We start from the raw sequence: 16829 nt of genomic DNA, 5'->3' as shown, positions 1-16829 counted from the left end.
CACCAGCGGTGACACTACCGGCCGAGCCTCAGGGCGCACACCTCGTTCCCCTGCCATGGGGATGTCATAGGTGAACCAGATGGCCCGAAAGGCCGTATCTGACCTGTGAACAAAGTCAATGACCGTAGTAGCCTGACAGGCCTAGGAGGGGAAGGGTGGCTCAATCACGCACCTGCTGTAGGGGGCAAATCCTCGTTCGATCAGAAACGCCCTGGGAGTGCAGATGTCCACGCCGCGCGCCGTACCGGTGACCCTGGCCGAAATTGCCCGTCTCGCCGGCGTCGGGCGGGCTGCCGTCAGCAACTGGCGGCGGCGGCATCCGACCTTCCCTCAGCGCATCGCGGGCACCGATGTCAACCCCCAATTCTCCATGACTGACATCGAGAGCTGGCTGCGCCAGAACAAGAAACTCAAGAAGTCCGTCGAGCGGGAATGGCTCTGGCCTCGCTTCGAAATGCTCGGCGGGCGCGACGAGACTGGGGACGCCGTCGCACGGACGGGACGACTCCTCGCCGGCCAGGAGGACGAGGAACGTGGTCAACTCCTCCCTGAAGCATCAGAGTTGGTCGACCAGGCCGTGGCGCTGGGGCGGCGCGAGGGGGAGACCGGAACGTTCGCGTTTCTGCTGCGCCGGTGGCTCGACGTCCACGTACGCCAGATCGCCACGACGCCGGAGCCCCTGGCAGCACTCATGGCGGACCTCGCCCTCGGCTCGGCCGACAGTGCCGGGAGTGGCTCAGGCAGCGTCACGATCATGGATCCTGCCTGCGGCACCGGGCACCTGCTCGTGGCCGGTGCCGAAGCGATGAAGGCATCCGGAGGCGGGGAGCCTACCCTGCTCGGCGGTGACCGCGACCCCATCCTCGCCGCACTTGCGGACGCTCGCCTGAGACTCGCCGAGAAGGAAGGCGGGCGGGCCGTCATCGATGTACGAGCCGCCGACTCGCTGCGCGACGACCCCTTCGCCGATACCCCCGCCGACATCGTCCTGTGCAACCCGCCCTTCAGCGAGCGGGACTGGGGGTACGAGGAGCTCGCCACCGACGCGCGTTGGAGCCACGGGCTGCCCCCGCGTACCGAGCCCGAACTCGCCTGGGTGCAGCACTGCCTGGCCCGGCTGCGTCCAGGCGGCGCCGCTGTGCTGCTGCTGCCGCCCGCCGTCGCAGCCAGGAAGGCGGGACGGCGGATCCGTGGTTCGCTGCTGCGCACCGGCCACCTCCGGGCCGTCGTCGCACTGCCGCCGGGATGCGCTGCACCGCACAGCGTCTCCCTGCACCTGTGGCTGCTGCGGACGCCCGCGCCCGGGGAGGAAAAGCAGGCGGGCGGGCGGCTACTGGTCGCCGACGCCGCGTCACGCTTCTCCCGGGATTCCGCGCGGGAGAGCACCCCCGCCCCCGACTGGGCGGCGATCGGCGCCTTCGTCCGCGTGGCCGTCGAGCAGGCCGATTCCCCGCAGCTCCCCGCCTATGTCGCGCAGGTGCCTGTCATCGAACTCCTCGACGACGAGGTCGATCTCACCCCGGGACGCCACATCACCCCGTCCCCAGCGGACACCGCGCCCAGGCTTGCCACATCCTGGGCGGAGTTCACCTCACTTACCGCAAACGTGGATAAGTCGGCGCGGCTGCTCGCCGCGCTCGACCTCGTCTCAGCCAACGCGGACACACCGACGGCGACCACCGTCGCCGAACTCGCCCGGGCGGGTGCGCTCACACTGCGCGGCGGCCAACAGCCACCGGAGGGGTCGATCCGCACCAGCCCCTCGTCCGACGGCGACACCCCCTTTCTCACGGTTCCCGACCTCCTGGGGACGGGGGAACCCGGGGGCTGGCTCGCCTCCGACGGCGATTCGGCCCGCGAGGCAGTGATCGTCCAACCCGGGGACATCGTGGTCGTGGGCGTGGCGCGGAATTTCTCCGCCTGGGTCCACGAGGGGCCGCCGACCGCCCTCGGTCCGCATCTGCATGCCGTTCGGGTACAGCCCGAACAGCTCGACGCCTGGTTCCTCGCCGGTTCGCTCCGTGCCCCGGCCAACGCCCGGCAGGCCGGCACCCACACGACGAGTTCCTCCCGCATCGACGTCCGCCGCCTCCAGGTCCGCCAGGTCCCGCTCGGTGAACAGCGTCGCTACGGCGAGGTTTTCCGTGAACTGGATTCCTTCGAGCGGGTGTTGCGCCGCGCCGCCGACCTCGGCGCGGACCTCGTCCGCGGCCTCGGCGACGAACTCGCGGCGGGACGCCTGGCGGGCGGGGCATAGAGCGCTGAGCGTTACACGGCGGCCGGTTCCGTGTGACTCGCGAAACGGCTCTACCGCCGAACTGCGAACGTCATCCGGCCCGGCCTGCGCGGGTCGTGTTCACGAGTCGGCGTCCGTAGTCGCAGCGACGAAAGGCGAACCTCAGCATGGCTGGGCACACCACCGGCCTCAGCCCCGCTGCCGCCCTTCTCAGCCTCCTGGTCCGCCGCTACGACCTCAATCAATTGGCTCGAGGCTTACTCGACACCGCAGGTCATTGCCTCGGATCCAGTCGGTTCCGTAGACCTCCCGCCAGTACTCTCGCCCTTCCTGCCCGCCTCGATGGGGGCTTGGCGGCGCCGTTGAAGCTCATCGCGCTCAACGTCCGGGATCGTCATCGACTCGGCAAGCACGGCGGCAAGCGCGTCCACTTGAGTGTTGTCGGCCATGGCTACCTTCATGGCGACCTACGTAGCCGTGCGACCCCGTTTGAACCGGTACGGAACGGGTCTGGCTGACTCTCAGATTCGACAGAAAAGCGCCCCTGATGGCAATTTCACCGGTCAGGGGCCCTTGGCGGCAGACGAGTCGGGCTGTACGCCGGGTTCTGTCACCCGGGCTCCTCGCGGGGCCCGGGGAGACGGCCATCCATCTAGGGCCGGCGTTGCCGCCGGCCTCGTGCGGTCTACCCGGGGACTCGGGCGGGCAGCCCTCGAACGTCCTCGCAGGAGCGCCAAGGCGCTCCCTTTTGACCTTGCTCCGGGTGGGGTTTACCTAGCTGCTCAGGTCGCCCTGGGCACTGGTGGTCTCTTACACCACCGTTTCACCCTTACCGAGGACCGAAGTCCCCGGCGGTTTGTTTTCTGTGGCACTTTCCCGCGGGTCACCCCGGGTGGCCGTTAGCCATCACCCTGCCCTGTGGAGCCCGGACGTTCCTCGGGAAGGCCCCTGAGGGACTTCACGCGGCCGTCCGCCCGGCTCGTCTGCCGTGTCGACCATGTTACCGGGCGCGCGCCTCGCCTCTGTCCGGCCGGGGTTCCGGACCGCGGCGGACGAGTCGCTTTGCGCGGCCTCGCCCCTCCGGGTGACTCAGCACCGGGCGGGTGGCGGCCCCCCGACCGGAGGCCGTCGCCAGTACCGAGCCCGCCAGGATCAGGGTGAAGGCCGCCAGGATGGTCGCCGTCAGTGGCTCGGACAGGAAGATCGCCCCCGCTGCCACCGCTACCGCCGGATTGACGTACGTGAAGACGGTTGCCCTGGTCGGGCCCGCCTCCTTGATCAGCTCCAGGAAGGCCACGAAGGCGACCGCGGTGCAGACCACGCCCAGGGTGGCCAGCGCGGCCAGGACCGAAGGGGAAGGCATCTCCGACGGCCAGGTCATCGCCGCCGCCGGGGCGTAGACCAGTGCCGCGAGGGCCAGGCAGGGGGCGATGAGCTGGAGGGTCGGGACAGCCTTGAGGTAGCGCGCTGCGATCAACGGAGCCGTTGCGTAGCCGATCACCGTGATCAGCACCTCTGCCAGGGAACGGGCGTCCCCGCCTGTCAGGTGCGGGATCGTGAGGACTCCTACGCCGGCCAGGCCCAGGCCGAGTCCGACGACGCGCCGCACTCCCAGCCTCTCCGTTTCGCCGAAAAAGCGGGCCAGGGCCACTCCTACGATCGGGACGCCCGCGATCAACAGGCCCGCTGTCGAGCTGGACAGGTGGCGTTCCGCGTCGGTCAAGGTCCACCAGGGGCCGATGATCTCGATGCACGCGAAGGCCAGCATCGGGCGCCAGTGGGTTCGAACGGTGGCGGGAAGGCCGCCCTGCCGTATCGCGAAGGGCAGGAGCAGGGCCGCGCCCAACGCGCAGCGCGTGAACACCACCATCGACGGGGACAGCGGGGCATCCACCGCCACCTTGATCAACAGGTAGGGGATGCCCCAGACCACTCCCATCAGGGAGAACAGAAACCAGCCGCGTGCAGTCATGCGGCCATGTTCGCCACGTCAGCGGCGGCCGTCTTGAACGCTGTTGCGGTACGCCGCCGGGGTGACCCCGAGGACCCGTCGGAACCAGCGGGTCAGGTGCGCCTGGTCGGCGAAGCCCACCAGGCCGGCGACCTCGGCCGGCTTCAAGCCGGACTCCAGTAGTCCGCGGGCCCGGTGTACCCGGTGCTGCGCCAGCCAGGCGTACGGGGGTATCCCCATCGTCGTACGGAAGGCTCGGAGGAGTTGGTAGCGGGACAGGCCCAAAGCGGTGGCGAGTTCGGCGAGGGAGGGGGGCTCCAGGAGGTCGTCGGCCAGGCGGTCCCGCACCGCGTGGGCGATGTGGGCGGCGCCCGGCACCGTGTCGTTCGTCGCGCGGGCCGTGGAGTGGCGGCGGGCGAGGGCCGTCAGCAGCCACGGGAGGCGGGACTCCATCTCCAACGGGTCGGGGCAGACGCTGAGTTCGGTGTGGGCGCGGCGGAGCGCGGTGGCTAGTTCGGGGTCGTCAAGGAGTGGCTCGTGGAAGTACGGGAGACCGCCGCCGACGGTGCCTTCGGTGAGGAGGGCAGGGTCGGGGTACAGGGCGCGGTAGGCGTAGCCGCCGTCGGAGGCTGCGGGGCGGCCGGTGTGCATCTCGCCTGGGGCCAGTACGACGATGGAGCCGGGGCCGGGGCGGAGGTGGTCGCCCCGGTAGTCGATCACCTCGGAGCCGCCGACGCAGATGCCGATGCTGAACTGCTCGTGCGTGTGCGAGGCGTAGACGTGGCGGTCGAAGCGGGCGGTCAGGAGGTCCAGCGGGGGGCCGCAACGGCCCAGCCGTGCCCTGGTCCACAGAGCCTGTTCCCGTGCACTCATCCCCGTACCCCCGTCCACCACCCTCGTGCACCGCTAAGGGTGCAACGACTTCAGGCCCCTCTTCCATGCCGCGTTCAGGTCCGCGTCGTCCGGAAACCTGCCGTGGATCTCCAGGATCACCATGCCGTGGGCGAAGGCCCAGACCGAGCGGGCCAGGTCCAGGTCGCCGTCGCAGGCCCGCATCAGCGGCATCGCGGCGCGGTCCTCCAGACCCGCGGGGAGGGCGGGGCGCGGGAGGGGGCGTTCGGTGCTGAGGCAGTACAGGTGGGGGTGGGCCAGGGCGTACGTCCGGTAGGCCTCGGCCAGGGCCGGCAGGGAGCCGGGGGCTCGTTGCTCCGCCGACTCCAGCGCCGCCGCCGACTCCTCCAGCATCTGCGCGATCAGTTCGACCTCCACGGCCTGCTTGTCCGGGAAGTGCTTGTAGAGGGAGGGCGCCTTGATGCCGAGGCGGTCGGCGAGGGCCCGCAGGGTGAGGGCGGTGGGGCCGGACTCCTCCAGCAGCTCGCGAGCCGCCGTCGCGATCTGCCGGGCGCGGGGGGTGAGACGGTCGGTCACGTCCGCACCTCCCCCAGACGCACGATCGGTCACTACGGAAGCCCTCTCAGCCACGCTGGAACCCCTCCTTCGTCCGCAGCCCGTACCCGAAAGCGCGATCGTACGAGATGTGGGCGAGCCAGCCGCACAGGGCCGCGAAGAGCGCGGGCACGGCGACCGGGCCGACCGTGTACAGAGCCATCAGCGCCAGCGGGACCAGGGCCCGGTGCATCGCGTTGTAGTACGGCACCGCTCGCGGCGGCAGCTGGCCCTTCGCCATCCGGGGCGCCTCGTCGAGGGCGACCAGGAAGGTCAGGTCCGGGAGGACGAAGAAGGTGAGGGCGAGGGTGCCCGCGAGCCAGCCGTGGTTGACGGCCTCCAGGACCGAGAACGCGGACCAGAACAGCGCCCCCGCGAGCCAGGCCGTACGGCGGACGACAGTGAAGACGCGGCCACCCCGACCCCGGGCGTGCGCAACGGGTGCGGCTGTGGCTGTGGCGACAGTGCTCATGATCCCCTCCGACAAGCTCGGCTAACGTCGTTAGCCAGAACAGTATGGCTAACGACGTTAGCCGTCAAGAGGTCCTCCACCGAACGCGGTCACGCAGGAGCGAACCGCACCTTCGCCCCTCCCGGACCCACGGGATCGGCCTGGGTGAGCCTGACCCTCAGCCGCTCCCCCAGCTCGACCCCCGCCCCCTCCACCCGCCCGATCACCGCCGGTGTCTCCAACTGCACGGTCCCGACCGCCGGTCGGCGTTCCTCCACGTCCACCACGCAGCCGTCGAACACCTCCCCCACCCGGTCCTTCAGCAGCGCCGCCTCAACGATGTCGACGCACTCCCGTTCGGCCGTCGCGGCGAGGCGGCCGCCCTCGGCCATCTCGCGGGGCAACGCCTCGAAAGCCGCGAGCACCCAGTCCGGTACGGCCGTCCCCGCCACCGCCGCCAGGCAGATCTCCGATGCGTACCGGTCGGCCAACCGCCTCAGCGGGGCCGTGCAGTGGGCATAGGGGGACGCCACCGCCGCATGGGTGGTGATGGCCGGCAGGACCCCGTCCCGGAAGACCGTGTAGCCGGCGCCGCGCAGCAGGGTCGTGCACTCCTGGAGGAAGGCCGCGTGGTGGGGGATCCGCGGGTCCAGGGAACGCACCAGCGCCGCGTACGACACATGGTGCGGCCAGTCGATGTGCAGGGCGTGGGCGGTACGGCGCAACCGTCCCACCGCGCCGTCCGGGGCGGCGGGCAGGGTGCGGAGGACGCCCGTGCCGTACGCGAGCATCAGGTCGGCCGCCGCCATGCCGGTGAGCAGGGAGATCTGGGCGTTCCAGCCGTCGGCGGGAACCCCGGCGCGGTACGTCAGTTCGTACGTGCCGTTCCGCTGGACGATCTCCTGCTCCGGCACGTTCAGCGAGATGCCGCCGCGCTCCACCTCCAGCCGTTCCCGGAGCTCACCGACCTCCTTGAGCAAGAAAAGTGGCTCGTCGGCGGTGCCCGAGTCGATCGCCTTCTGCACGCCCTCGTAGTCGAGCCTCGCCCGGCTGCGGACGAGGGCGCGGCGGACGTCGGCGGCGGTCGTACGGCCGTCCGCGTCGAGGTCGATCGTCCACAGGGCGGCCGGGCGGACCTGGCCCGGGAGGAGGCTCGCGGCACCCTCACTCAACACCGGCGGATGCAACGGAATCCGGGCGTCCGGGAAGTACAGGGTCAGCACGCGCCGGTGCGTCTCCGCGTCCAGCGCCGATCCGGGTACGACGAAGGCGGCGACGTCGGCGATGGCGTACCGGACTCGGTAGCCGGTGCCCCGTCGGGTCAGGTGCATCGCCTGGTCGAGGTCGGTGGAGCCGGGTGGGTCGATGGTGAAGAGGGGGATGTCGGTGGCGTCGTCGTACGCCTTCAGGAGAGGCGGCCGTTCCGCCTCCGCCGTCACCCCGGGTGGGAAGCCCGACGGCACGCCGAGTTCGGCGCGCAGGGCCGTGAAGGCGCTCCTGAAGAGGGCGTCGGTCACGCGTATGCGGCGACGGGGCATACAGCGAGCGTAGGACCGGGACCACCGAGGGGCACGCCGTACGCTGTCTCGGAGCTCAACCGAAGGAGATCGATCCCGTGCTTGTCCTGCTGCCTCCCTCCGAAGGCAAGGCGTCCTCCGGTCGTGGCGCCCCGCTGAAGCTGGAGACGCTGTCGCTGCCGGGGCTCACCGAGGCCCGTGCGGCGATCCTCGAGGAACTCGTCGAGCTGTGCGCCGGGGACGAGGAGAAGGCGCGCGAGGTGCTGGGGCTGAGCGAGGGACTGCGCGGCGAGATCGCGAAGAACACCGAGCTCAGGACCGCGGGAGCGCGGCCCGCCGGGGAGATCTACACGGGTGTCCTCTACGACGCCCTCGACCTGGCTTCCCTCGACGCGGCCGCGAAGAGGCGTGCCGGGCGTTCGCTGCTCGTGTTCTCGGGGCTGTGGGGAGCGGTCCGGGTGACGGACCGGATTCCGTCGTACCGCTGCTCGATGGGCGTGAAGCTGCCGGGGCTCGGAGCGCTGGGCGCGCACTGGCGTGCGCCGATGGCCCCTGTGCTCAACGAGGCCGCGGGGAACGGGCTCGTGCTCGATCTGCGGTCCTCCGCGTACGCGGCCGCGTGGAAGCCGAAGGGTGAGGTCGCGGGGCGGACGGCGACCGTACGGGTGCTGCACGCGCCGACGCGGAAGGTCGTCAGCCACTTCAACAAGGCGACCAAGGGGCGGATGGTGCGCAGTCTGCTGTCGGCGGGGATCGCGCCCAAGGACCCCGCGGAGCTGGTGGAGGCGTTGCGGGAGCTGGGGTACGAGGTGGAGGCCGAGGCGCCTGCGAAGGCGGGGGCGGCCTGGTCACTGGATGTACTGGTGGACGAGGTTCACTGAGCCCCCCCCCCAGACTCTCCCCAGACTCCCCCCAGACAGTAGATTGCAGCATGCGCAACGCCCTTTGCGCATGCTGCACACCGCGGGCAGGATGACGCCATGGCCCCCTCGCCCCTGGACCTTGCCCCCGTCGTGCCCGTCGTCGTCATCGAGGACGCCTCCGACGCCGTACCGCTCGCACGCGCCCTGGTCGCCGGAGGGCTGCCCGCGATCGAGGTGACCTTGCGGACGCCGGTCGCGCTGGACGCGATCCGGGCGATCGCCGGGGAGGTGCCGGAGGCCGTGGTGGGTGCGGGGACCGTCATCACGCCGGAGCAGGTGACGCAGACGGTCGCCGCCGGTGCGCGCTTCCTCGTCAGCCCGGGCTGGACGGACGTACTCCTGGAGGCGATGCAGGCGTCCGGGGTGCCGTTCCTGCCCGGGGTGTCGACCACCTCGGAGGTCGTGGCGCTGCTGGAGCGGGGTGTGACGGAGATGAAGTTCTTCCCGGCCGAGGCCGCCGGCGGTACCGCGTATCTGAGGTCGCTCGCCGGGCCGTTGCCACAGGCGCGGTTCTGCCCGACGGGGGGCATAGGTTCCGCCAACGCGCCCGACTACCTGGCCCTCCCCAACGTCGGCTGTGTGGGCGGCACTTGGATGCTTCCGGCGGACGCGATCGCCGCGCGGGACTGGGGGCGGGTGGAGGCACTGGCCCGCGAGGCCGCCGGGCTGAAAACGCTAGGGGCGCAGGTGTGAGGTGTCGTTGAGGAGCCGCACGCTCGCGTTGCCGTCGGCGTAGTACGCGACCGCCGACATGGACGCCGCCGAGAGTTCCATGCGGAACAGGGACTCGGGCGGGGCGCCAAGGGCGAGACGTACGAACGTCTTGATCGGGGTGACGTGGGTGACGAGCAGGACCGTGCGGCCCGCGTACGCCGCGACGAGCTTGTCCCTGGTCGCCGCGATCCGGGTCGCCGTGGCCGCGAAGCTCTCGCCGCCGCCGGTGGGTTCGGCCTCCGGGTCGGAGAGCCAGGTGTTCAGGTCGTCCGGGTAGCGCTCGCGCACCTCGCCGAAGGTCAGGCCCTCCCAGGCACCGAAGTCGGTCTCGATCAGGCCGTCCTCGACCGTCACCTCGATGCCAAGACGCTCGGCCACGGCGGCGGCGGTCTGCCTGGTCCGGGTGAGCGGCGAGGCGAGGATGTGCTGGATCGTGCCTCGGCGGGCCAGGGCTTCGGCGGCCCTCTCGGCCTGTTCCCTGCCCACCGCGGAAAGAGAGGGATCCGTACCGCCGCTCCCCGAGAACCGCTTCTGGGGGGTCAGCGGCGTCTCACCGTGACGCAGCAGCACGAAGGTGGCCGGCGCCCCCATGTCGGCGGGCCCCCAGCCGGAACCGGCGACTGCCGTGGCGGCACGCACATCAGCCTCGGCCTTGGCGGCACCGACAGCCTCAGCGCCGGCAGCAGGAGACAGCTTCCGTACCGAACTCGCCGATGCCCCCGAGTCCATCGCCTCGTTCGCCAGCCGATCTGCCCGCTTGTTCTGCTCGCGCGGGATCCACTCGTACGTCACCCGCCCCGGCGGAAACACCCGCCCCGCCTCCAGAGCGAGCGGCTTCAGGTCCGGGTGCTTGATCTTCCAGCGACCCGACATCTGCTCGACGACGAGCTTGGAGTCCATGCGGACGTGCACGGTGGCGGACGGGTCCAGGTCGTGCGCGGCGCGCAGGCCGGCCAGCAGACCGCGGTACTCGGCGACGTTGTTCGTGACGACGCCGAGGTACTCGTACGTCTCGACCAGCGTCTCCCCCGTCGCCGCGTCCAGCACCACGCTGCCGTAGCCGGCGGGGCCGGGGTTGCCCCGCGAGCCTCCGTCGGCCTCGACGATGAACTCCCGCACGTCCACTGCTCCTTACAGGCCGGACTCGGACGTGCGCACCAGGATGCGGCGGCAGTTCTCGCAGCGCACCACGGTGTCGGGTGCGGCCGCCCGGATCTCGTTGATGTCGGTGATGGCCAGCTCCTGGCGGCAGCCCTGGCAGGTGCGCTGGTACAGCTTCGCCGCACCGATGCCGCCCTGCTGCTCGCGGAGCTTGTCGTAGAGCTTGAGCAGGTCGGCGGGGACGGTGGCGGAGATGACCTCGCGCTCCTTGGTCACCGAGGCGATCTCGCCGTCCAGCGACTCGAGGGCCGCGTCCCGGCGGGCGGTGGCGTCCTCGATCTTCGCCTGGACGGAGGAGACCCGCCCGGTCAGCTCGGCCACGCGCTCCTGCGCGGACTCCAGGCGCTCCATGACCTCCAGGACGATGTCCTCGAGGTCGCCCTGGCGCTTGGCGAGGGAGGTGATCTCGCGCTGGAGGTTCTCCAGGTCCTTGGGCGAGGTCACGGCTCCGGAGTCCAGCCGCTGCTGGTCGCGGGTGGCGCGCTGGCGCACCTGGTCCACGTCCTGCTCGGCCTTGGTCTGCTCGCGGGCGGTGTCGCTCTCCTCGGTCTGGGCGGCCACGAGGAGGTCGCGCAGCTGGGTGGCGTCCTTGGTGAGCGACTCGATCTCGGCGTGCTCGGGCAGCGACCTGCGCTTGTGGGCGAGCTGCTGGAGGCGGACGTCGAGGTCCTGGACGTCGAGAAGTCGGATCTGGTCGGCGGGCGCGGCGTTCAGTTGGGGGCTCCAGGTGAAGGGGAGTGGCTGGTCCAGGGGTCGGTGACCGTCCTGGAGACGTGCACGCGCAGGTCCCAGCCGTGGCGGTCGGAGATCTCGTCGAGCTGGGCGGCGGCCAGCTCGCACCAGGGCCACTCGGTGGCCCAGTGCGCCGCGTCGAGCAGCGCGAGAGGACTGTGGGCGCGAGCCTCGGACACGGGGTGGTGGCGGAGGTCCGCGGTGAGGAAGGCGTCGACGCCGGCCGCGCGGACCTGGTCGAAGAGGCTGTCGCCGGAACCGCCGCTGACGGCGATCGTGCGGACCGTGGCCTCGGGGTCGCCGGCCACGCGGATGCCCTGCGCGGTGGCGGGCAGGCGTTCGGCGGCCCGCGCGGCGAGCTCGCGGACGGTCATCGGGGGGTCGACCTCGCACACCCGCCCCAGCCCCCGGCGCCCCGACGTGTCCGTCGGGTCCGGCACCAGCGGCCCTACGACCCGGAGGTCGAGCGCACCGGCGAGCGCGTCCGAGACGCCCGGGTCTGCGCTGTCCGCGTTGGTGTGGGCGACGTGCAGCGCGATGTCGTTCTTGATGAGGGTGTGGACGACCCGGCCCTTGAAGTGTGAGGCCGCCACGGTCGTCGTGCCCCGGAGGTACAGCGGATGGTGGGTGACCAGCAGGTCCGCGCCCAGCTTCACCGCCTCGTCGACGATCTCCTGGACCGGGTCGACGGCGAAGAGGACCCGCGTGACCTCCTGGTCGGGTTCGCCCACGACGGTGCCGACCGCGTCCCAGGACTCGGCCCGCTCGGCGGGCCACAGGTTCTCCAGCGCGGTGATGACTTCAGACAGACGGGGCACGGGGAAAGGCTACCTGCCTGGTCTGTCCTGCTGAACCTGTGCCGCCGGTCGACGAGAACCCGTGCCCCGGCGAGCACAGTCGCCTCGGTTTCCTCAGGCGAATCGTTCCTGGGCCACCCCTTTGTGTGAAGGGGAAGCGCGGCCGTCCCACGCCTGTGCGTGCGAAAACTACCTTCGTGGCCGGAGGTGACCGGACGATGACGGCCTGTGCCATCGAACCCGCGGCGGCGAACGACGACAACGAGGACGGGCAGACCCCGCGGACGGAGTGCGCGATCGCCGAGAACGGGAACGAGAACGGGAAGACGCCGCGGACCGAGTGCGTGATCACCGTCGACGGCTCCTACGCGGCCCGTCTCGCGCAGGACGGCGGCTCCTGGTTCCCGGAGCGCTGGACGCTGGACGGCCCGGAGCCCTACGCGGTGCCGCTGCCGGGCAATCAGCCCGAGGAGCCCGGCACCGAGGTGCAGCCGATGGGTGACGGGCGGGTGCTGATCAGGCGGTTCGCGGACGGGCGGCACAACTTCTCGCTCCTCTACCCGACCGGCCCGACGACCGGCGAGCTGCTACTGGGCGCGGTCGAGTGCCCGGAGGAGGGGGCGGTCCTGCGGCTGCTGCCGCCGGCGCCGGGCGGTGAGAAGGCGTACGCCCTCGCCGTGGGCCCGCGCTCCAGTGCCGTGTGGCTGGTGGCGGGCGGTGCCTTCGGCCCTGAGCACCTCGCGGAGATCCCGGGGCGCTGCTCGGGCGGGGTGTGGCTGGACCGGACCGGGCGGATGCTGGCCCTGGACCGGGAGCTCGGCGGGCGGACGAAGGCGGTCGTGGTCGATCTGGGGCGCGGCGGGGAGGTGTCGCCGCTGCTGCAGATCGCCGACGGCAGCGATGACCGGCTGCTGCTGGCCGACCCGGACAGCGGGCTGCTGCTGATCTCCTCGGACGCGCCCTCTCCGGGGCGCGCGCGGCTGGGCTGGGGGGTGCTGGGCAGCACGTTCCCGGTGCGGTTCCCGGAGTGCCTGCGGGTGCCGGACTGCACGGTGACGCCGTTCGCGATCCAGCCCGGGCAGGTGCTGACGCCGGAGAGCTGCGGGGTGGCACTGCGGATCGACGGCCCGACGGGCGGCTGGGTAGGGGTGTGGCGGCCCGCCGCACGGCAGGTCCAGCATCTGGCGGGGCCCGAGGGGTGGTTGGCGGGTTCCGGGCTGTGGACCGAGGCCGGTGAACTGCTCCTGCCGTACGCGACGGCCAACGCGCCGTGCGGGGTGGCGCGGTGGGCGGCGGCACCGAGGAGCGGGGCCCTCACCGGGGAGGCGGAGGGCCCGGGGGGAACGGGGGCGGGGGACGCCGGCCCGGAGGATCCGGAGAGCGGCGGCGGTACGGCCGTGCCGTCGCCCGAACCGGGTCCTCCGGAGCCTGCCGTGGCACGTCCTGTGCCCTTGCAGCAAGCCCCGTTGGGCAATCTTGTAACGAAGTAGTGCCGGTTGGCCCGGCCGCCTGGATTCGGCCCTGTGTGTGCCGGTTAAACTCGCCCCGCTGTAAAGAAAGATCATGTTGACGGGGTGAATTTCTTCCATGAGCGACGCCAGCACGAACCAGTCGACTGCAGACGTCCAGGAGTCCACGGGCCACGGTAAGCACCGGGGTCCGGTCTCGGTCCAGGACAGCGAGACGGCCCCGCGTGGCCGACACCGCAAGTCGGTCGAGCAGACCGAGGCCGCGGCCTGAGGGCAGACGACGACACACGGCCCGCTCCCCCGCTCGGGGGAGCGGGCCGTTGCGCGTCTACTCCCTCTTGAGTCCCAGCACTTCGGCCGCCGCGAACGTCTCCTCCGCCGGCCGCCGCGCGTAGTGCGGGGTGAGCAGGGCGTCCAGTTCGTCGTAGGTGAAGGTGTCCTGCTTGCTGTCGAACTTGGCCTGCACCCGCGGCCGTTCGACGACCACGACCATCCCTCCGTGGACGACCATCAGCTGGCCGTTGACGCGCTCGGCCGCCGGTGAGGCCAAGTAGCCGACAAGCGGGGCGACATGCTCGGGGGCGAGGGGATCGAGTCCCGCCTCGGGCTGCTCGAGGCCGGCGAAGACGTCCTCGGTCATCCGGGTGCGGGCGCGCGGGCAGATGGCGTTGGCCGTCACGCCGTACTTGGCGAGCGCGAGGGCCGTCGAGGTGGTGAGCCCGACGATTCCGCCCTTGGCGGCCGCGTAGTTGGGCTGTCCCGCCGACCCGGCGAGGAACGCCTCCGAGGAGGTGTTCACGATACGGCCGTACACCGGCCCGCCCGCCGCCTTGGACCGCTCCCGCCAGTGGGCGGCCGCGAACCTGGTCGTGTTGAAGTGGCCCTTGAGGTGGACCCGGATCACCGCGTCCCACTCGCCCTCGGTCATGGAGAAGACCATGCGGTCGCGCAGGATGCCCGCGTTGTTGACGAGGATGTCCAGCTTGCCGAACTCGCCGATCGCCAACTCGACGAGCCGAGCGGCCTGTTGGTGGTCGGCCACGTCCCCGGTGTGGGCGACGGCCTGTCCGCCCGCGGCCCGGATCTCGTCGGCGACCTGCTCGGCGGGGCCCTCGGAGGCCTCGCCGGAACCGTCCCGACCCGGCTGTCCGTAGTCGTTGACGACCACGGCAGCGCCGAGCCGGGCCAGCTCCAGCGCCTCGGCCCGGCCCAGCCCCCGGCCGGCGCCGGTGACGATCGCCGTGAGCCCTTCGAGGGGCAGTGGCTCGGTCATCGCGGCCCTCAGATCTCGATGCACGTGCGGAGCGAGGCCCCCGTGCGCATCTGGTCGAGCGCCTCGTTGATCTCGCTCAGCGGCACCCGGTGGGTGATCAGACGGTCCAGGTCGACGCGGCCGGCCCGCCACAAGGCGATGGTGCGCTCGTAGGAGCGCAGGACATCCCCGCCGCCGTACATGGACGGCAGGATGCGCTTCTCGTCGAAGAACAGCTCGAACATGTTGAGCTGGAGGAAGTCGTCCATGGCGCCCGCGCCGACGACGACGAGGGTGCCGCCGCGCCGGGTGGTCTCGTACGCCGTCCTTGCGGTCGCCGACTTGCCGACGACCTCGAAGACGTAGTCGAAGCCCTCGCCCGCGGTCACCTGCTGTTTGGCGTCGGCCAGTTCGTCCGGGGAGACGGCCCGGGTGGCGCCGAACTCGAGGGCGGCCTCGCGGCGCGAGGCGACCGGGTCGACGGCGACGATCTCGGCGGCGCCCTTGAGACGCGCCCCCTGGATGGCGGAGATGCCGACACCGCCGCAGCCGATCACGGCGACCGACGAACCGGCCTCCACGTCCGCGGTGTTGAGCGCGGCGCCGAGTCCGGTGGTGACCCCGCAGCCGATCAGTGCCGCGATGTCGAAGGGCACATCGTCGGGTATCGGCACCGCGCAGCCCGCGTCGACGACGACCTCCTCGGTGAAGGTGCCGGTGCCCGCGAAGCCGAACACATCGCCGCCGGGGCGCCGGAAGTTGGGGGTGCCCGCGTTCATGAACCCGGCCAGGCACAGCTCGGTCTGGCCGCGCTTGCAGGCGGGACAGGCACCGCAGGCGGGCAGCCAGCAGACGACGACCCGGTCGCCGGGCTTCAAGTGGCTGACGCCTTGCCCGACTTCGAGGATCTCGCCCGCGCCTTCGTGTCCCGGGACGAAGGGCGCCGGCTGCGGGAGGACCCCGGCCATCGCGGACAGGTCCGAGTGGCACAGTCCGGTGGCCCGGACCCGGATCCGTACCCTGCCGGGCCCGAAGCCCACCGCCTCGACGTCATCGAGGACTTCGAGTTTTTCCTGGCCGATCTCGTGCAGTACGGCTGCGCGCATGGTGCGGCTCCCCTCGTACGGCGTTCTGGGTTCAGGAGTGTTCGACGATGGTGTCGGTGAGGACGGGCGCGTCGTCCCGCTCGACCGCGCTGACGGCGACCCGGGTGGACTCCGGGGTGTGCCACATGCGGATCCGCAGGGTCTCCCCCGGGTACACGACCCCGGCGAACCGGGTGACATACGACCGCACCCGGGTCACGTCCCCGCCGAGCAGTGTGTCGACGACCGCCTTCAGCGTGATGCCGTAGGTGCACAGCCCGTGCAGGATGGGCCGTTCGAACCCGGCGACCTTGGCGAACTCCGGGTCGGCGTGCAGCGGGTTCCAGTCGCCGGAGAGGCGGTAGAGCAGGGCCTGGTCCTCGCGGATGGGGCGCTGCACGGTCCGGTCGGGCTCGCCGGCCGGGGGGTCTAGGCGGGCGGAGGGGCCTCGGTCGCCACCCCAGCCGCCTTCCCCCCGTACGAAGATCTGGGCGTCGTTGGTCCACAACGGGCCCTCGGCGTCCGCGACGTCGGTCCGCATGACCAGGACGGCCGCCTTGCCCTTGTCGTACACGGCGGCGATGCGGTTCGTGGCGGTCGCGGTGCCCTGGACGGGGAGGGGACGGTGGATGGTCAGTGCCTGGCCGCCGTGCAGGACCTTGGCGAGATCGACGTCGATGCCGGGCATGGACAGTCCGCTGATCACTCCCGGCGACCCCGAGCCGGCCACCGTGGCGAAGCTCGGCAGGACGTGCAGCCGGGATTCGAGGGTGTAGCGCAGTTCGTCGGGATCGGTGGCGGGGCTGGGCTTGTCAGGATGCGAGCCCGCCCCGATGCCGAGGTGGTAGAGCTGGACGTCCTTGGAGTTCCAGGAGATCTCGCCGGTCCGGGGCTCGGCGGCGAGGGCCTTGGCTGCGTCGATGGGCATACGGCTCCTGACAGTGGCGGATCCGACCGTGGCGGAGTCAAGACCTCGGTACGGCCGTCCGCACCGTCGGCCGCACCGAGGTCGTCGCGGGCCGATCTAGAACGCGTTCCAGTCCGGCGCCCTCTGTATAGCCGAGCTCAGCGGACTTGTGAAGGCTCCTGACGGGG

The 16829-nt window shown here is 71.4% G+C and carries 16 protein-coding genes and 1 other RNA gene; 5 read left to right on the top strand and 12 right to left on the bottom strand.

Annotated elements, in window-relative coordinates; translation table 11 throughout:
• Positions 1 to 223: 223 nt before the first annotated feature.
• Positions 224 to 2257: an N-6 DNA methylase gene (locus AQJ46_RS13520; protein WP_059205785.1), complete on the top strand. Its 2034-nt coding sequence runs from the start codon at positions 224 to 226 to the stop codon at positions 2255 to 2257.
• Positions 2258 to 2816: 559 nt separating this feature from the next.
• Here the strand turns inward: AQJ46_RS13520 and rnpB are convergent.
• The 6 genes from rnpB to AQJ46_RS13485 all read right to left on the bottom strand — a co-directional run bounded on the left by rnpB (position 2817) and on the right by AQJ46_RS13485 (position 7622).
• Positions 2817 to 3218, bottom strand: an RNA gene (gene rnpB, locus AQJ46_RS13510) — RNase P RNA component class A.
• A gap of 18 nt (positions 3219 to 3236) precedes the next feature.
• Complete coding sequence (locus tag AQJ46_RS13505; RefSeq protein WP_079072237.1) at positions 3237 to 4208, bottom strand: DMT family transporter; 972 nt, start codon at positions 4206 to 4208, stop codon at positions 3237 to 3239.
• Positions 4209 to 4226: 18 nt separating this feature from the next.
• Positions 4227 to 5060: an AraC family transcriptional regulator gene (locus AQJ46_RS13500; protein ID WP_059205783.1), complete on the bottom strand. Its 834-nt coding sequence runs from the start codon at positions 5058 to 5060 to the stop codon at positions 4227 to 4229.
• 33 nt (positions 5061 to 5093) lie between these two features.
• Complete coding sequence (locus AQJ46_RS13495) at positions 5094 to 5615, bottom strand: TetR/AcrR family transcriptional regulator (protein ID WP_059205782.1); 522 nt, start codon at positions 5613 to 5615, stop codon at positions 5094 to 5096.
• Positions 5616 to 5661: 46 nt separating this feature from the next.
• Positions 5662 to 6105, bottom strand: coding sequence for a DUF4260 family protein (locus AQJ46_RS13490; RefSeq protein WP_059205781.1), 444 nt, complete (start codon positions 6103 to 6105; stop codon positions 5662 to 5664).
• Positions 6106 to 6194: 89 nt separating this feature from the next.
• Entirely contained in the window at positions 6195 to 7622 is a 1428-nt protein-coding gene (locus tag AQJ46_RS13485) for an RNB domain-containing ribonuclease (RefSeq protein ID WP_059205780.1), read from the bottom strand.
• Between the two features lie 77 nt (positions 7623 to 7699).
• Between AQJ46_RS13485 and yaaA the strand changes: the two genes are divergently transcribed.
• Both yaaA and AQJ46_RS13475 read left to right on the top strand, forming a co-directional pair.
• The gene (gene yaaA / locus AQJ46_RS13480; RefSeq protein ID WP_059205779.1) at positions 7700 to 8482 is read left to right on the top strand and encodes a peroxide stress protein YaaA; all 783 of its coding nucleotides are present in this window, start codon (positions 7700 to 7702) and stop codon (positions 8480 to 8482) included.
• A gap of 99 nt (positions 8483 to 8581) precedes the next feature.
• Positions 8582 to 9217: a bifunctional 4-hydroxy-2-oxoglutarate aldolase/2-dehydro-3-deoxy-phosphogluconate aldolase gene (locus AQJ46_RS13475; RefSeq protein WP_059205778.1), complete on the top strand. Its 636-nt coding sequence runs from the start codon at positions 8582 to 8584 to the stop codon at positions 9215 to 9217.
• On the opposite strand, the gene AQJ46_RS13470 is transcribed toward AQJ46_RS13475, so the two are convergent.
• Genes AQJ46_RS13470 through AQJ46_RS13460 form a run of 3 tightly spaced genes read right to left on the bottom strand, consistent with a single transcriptional unit; the run spans position 9200 to position 11949 of the window.
• Positions 9200 to 10357: a bifunctional RNase H/acid phosphatase gene (locus AQJ46_RS13470; RefSeq protein WP_059205867.1), complete on the bottom strand. Its 1158-nt coding sequence runs from the start codon at positions 10355 to 10357 to the stop codon at positions 9200 to 9202. The two genes, AQJ46_RS13475 and AQJ46_RS13470, sit on opposite strands and share 18 nt — an antisense overlap.
• 12 nt (positions 10358 to 10369) lie before the next feature.
• On the bottom strand, positions 10370 to 11113 hold the full coding sequence (locus AQJ46_RS13465) for a zinc ribbon domain-containing protein (RefSeq protein ID WP_208616930.1): 744 nt from the start codon (positions 11111 to 11113) through the stop codon (positions 10370 to 10372).
• Positions 11110 to 11949, bottom strand: coding sequence for a Nif3-like dinuclear metal center hexameric protein (locus AQJ46_RS13460; protein WP_059205776.1), 840 nt, complete (start codon positions 11947 to 11949; stop codon positions 11110 to 11112). Before AQJ46_RS13460 ends, AQJ46_RS13465 begins: the two co-directional genes overlap by 4 nt.
• Positions 11950 to 12146: 197 nt before the next feature.
• Here AQJ46_RS13460 and AQJ46_RS13455 point away from each other — a divergent pair, with 197 nt between their 5' ends.
• Both AQJ46_RS13455 and AQJ46_RS56195 read left to right on the top strand, forming a co-directional pair.
• Positions 12147 to 13418: a hypothetical protein gene (locus tag AQJ46_RS13455; RefSeq protein WP_059205775.1), complete on the top strand. Its 1272-nt coding sequence runs from the start codon at positions 12147 to 12149 to the stop codon at positions 13416 to 13418.
• Between the two features lie 97 nt (positions 13419 to 13515).
• Entirely contained in the window at positions 13516 to 13668 is a 153-nt protein-coding gene (locus AQJ46_RS56195; protein WP_086724430.1) for a hypothetical protein, read from the top strand.
• Between the two features lie 57 nt (positions 13669 to 13725).
• Here AQJ46_RS56195 and AQJ46_RS13450 read toward each other — a convergent pair whose 3' ends face one another.
• The 3 genes from AQJ46_RS13450 to AQJ46_RS13440 are packed head-to-tail and all read right to left on the bottom strand — an operon-like array spanning position 13726 to position 16662.
• Positions 13726 to 14670, bottom strand: coding sequence for a 3-oxoacyl-ACP reductase (locus tag AQJ46_RS13450; protein ID WP_059205774.1), 945 nt, complete (start codon positions 14668 to 14670; stop codon positions 13726 to 13728).
• 8 nt (positions 14671 to 14678) lie between these two features.
• The gene (locus tag AQJ46_RS13445; protein ID WP_059205773.1) at positions 14679 to 15755 is read right to left on the bottom strand and encodes a Zn-dependent alcohol dehydrogenase; all 1077 of its coding nucleotides are present in this window, start codon (positions 15753 to 15755) and stop codon (positions 14679 to 14681) included.
• Positions 15756 to 15786: 31 nt separating this feature from the next.
• The gene (locus tag AQJ46_RS13440; RefSeq protein ID WP_059205772.1) at positions 15787 to 16662 is read right to left on the bottom strand and encodes a MaoC/PaaZ C-terminal domain-containing protein; all 876 of its coding nucleotides are present in this window, start codon (positions 16660 to 16662) and stop codon (positions 15787 to 15789) included.
• Between the last annotated feature and the right edge of the window lie 167 nt (positions 16663 to 16829).

The sequence above is a fragment of the Streptomyces canus genome (assembly GCF_001514145.1).
GTDB classification, from domain to species: Bacteria; Actinomycetota; Actinomycetes; order Streptomycetales; family Streptomycetaceae; genus Streptomyces; species Streptomyces canus.
The sequence above is the reverse complement of the archived record's forward strand: the minus strand, read 5'-3'. Positions and strand labels throughout refer to the sequence as shown.

Excerpts from the sequence above, each read along its gene's own strand:
- AQJ46_RS13520 (WP_059205785.1), top strand. The coding sequence starts at position 224 with ATGTCCACGCCGCGCGCCGTACCGGTGACCCTGGCCGAAATTGCCCGT.
- AQJ46_RS13505 (WP_079072237.1), bottom strand. The coding sequence starts at position 4,208 with ATGACTGCACGCGGCTGGTTTCTGTTCTCCCTGATGGGAGTGGTCTGG.
- AQJ46_RS13500 (WP_059205783.1), bottom strand. The coding sequence starts at position 5,060 with ATGAGTGCACGGGAACAGGCTCTGTGGACCAGGGCACGGCTGGGCCGT.
- AQJ46_RS13490 (WP_059205781.1), bottom strand. The coding sequence starts at position 6,105 with ATGAGCACTGTCGCCACAGCCACAGCCGCACCCGTTGCGCACGCCCGG.
- AQJ46_RS13485 (WP_059205780.1), bottom strand. The coding sequence starts at position 7,622 with ATGCCCCGTCGCCGCATACGCGTGACCGACGCCCTCTTCAGGAGCGCC.
- AQJ46_RS13475 (WP_059205778.1), top strand. The coding sequence starts at position 8,582 with ATGGCCCCCTCGCCCCTGGACCTTGCCCCCGTCGTGCCCGTCGTCGTC.
- AQJ46_RS13455 (WP_059205775.1), top strand. The coding sequence starts at position 12,147 with ATGACGGCCTGTGCCATCGAACCCGCGGCGGCGAACGACGACAACGAG.
- AQJ46_RS56195 (WP_086724430.1), top strand. The coding sequence starts at position 13,516 with ATGAGCGACGCCAGCACGAACCAGTCGACTGCAGACGTCCAGGAGTCC.
- AQJ46_RS13450 (WP_059205774.1), bottom strand. The coding sequence starts at position 14,670 with ATGACCGAGCCACTGCCCCTCGAAGGGCTCACGGCGATCGTCACCGGC.
- AQJ46_RS13445 (WP_059205773.1), bottom strand. The coding sequence starts at position 15,755 with ATGCGCGCAGCCGTACTGCACGAGATCGGCCAGGAAAAACTCGAAGTC.
- AQJ46_RS13440 (WP_059205772.1), bottom strand. The coding sequence starts at position 16,662 with ATGCCCATCGACGCAGCCAAGGCCCTCGCCGCCGAGCCCCGGACCGGC.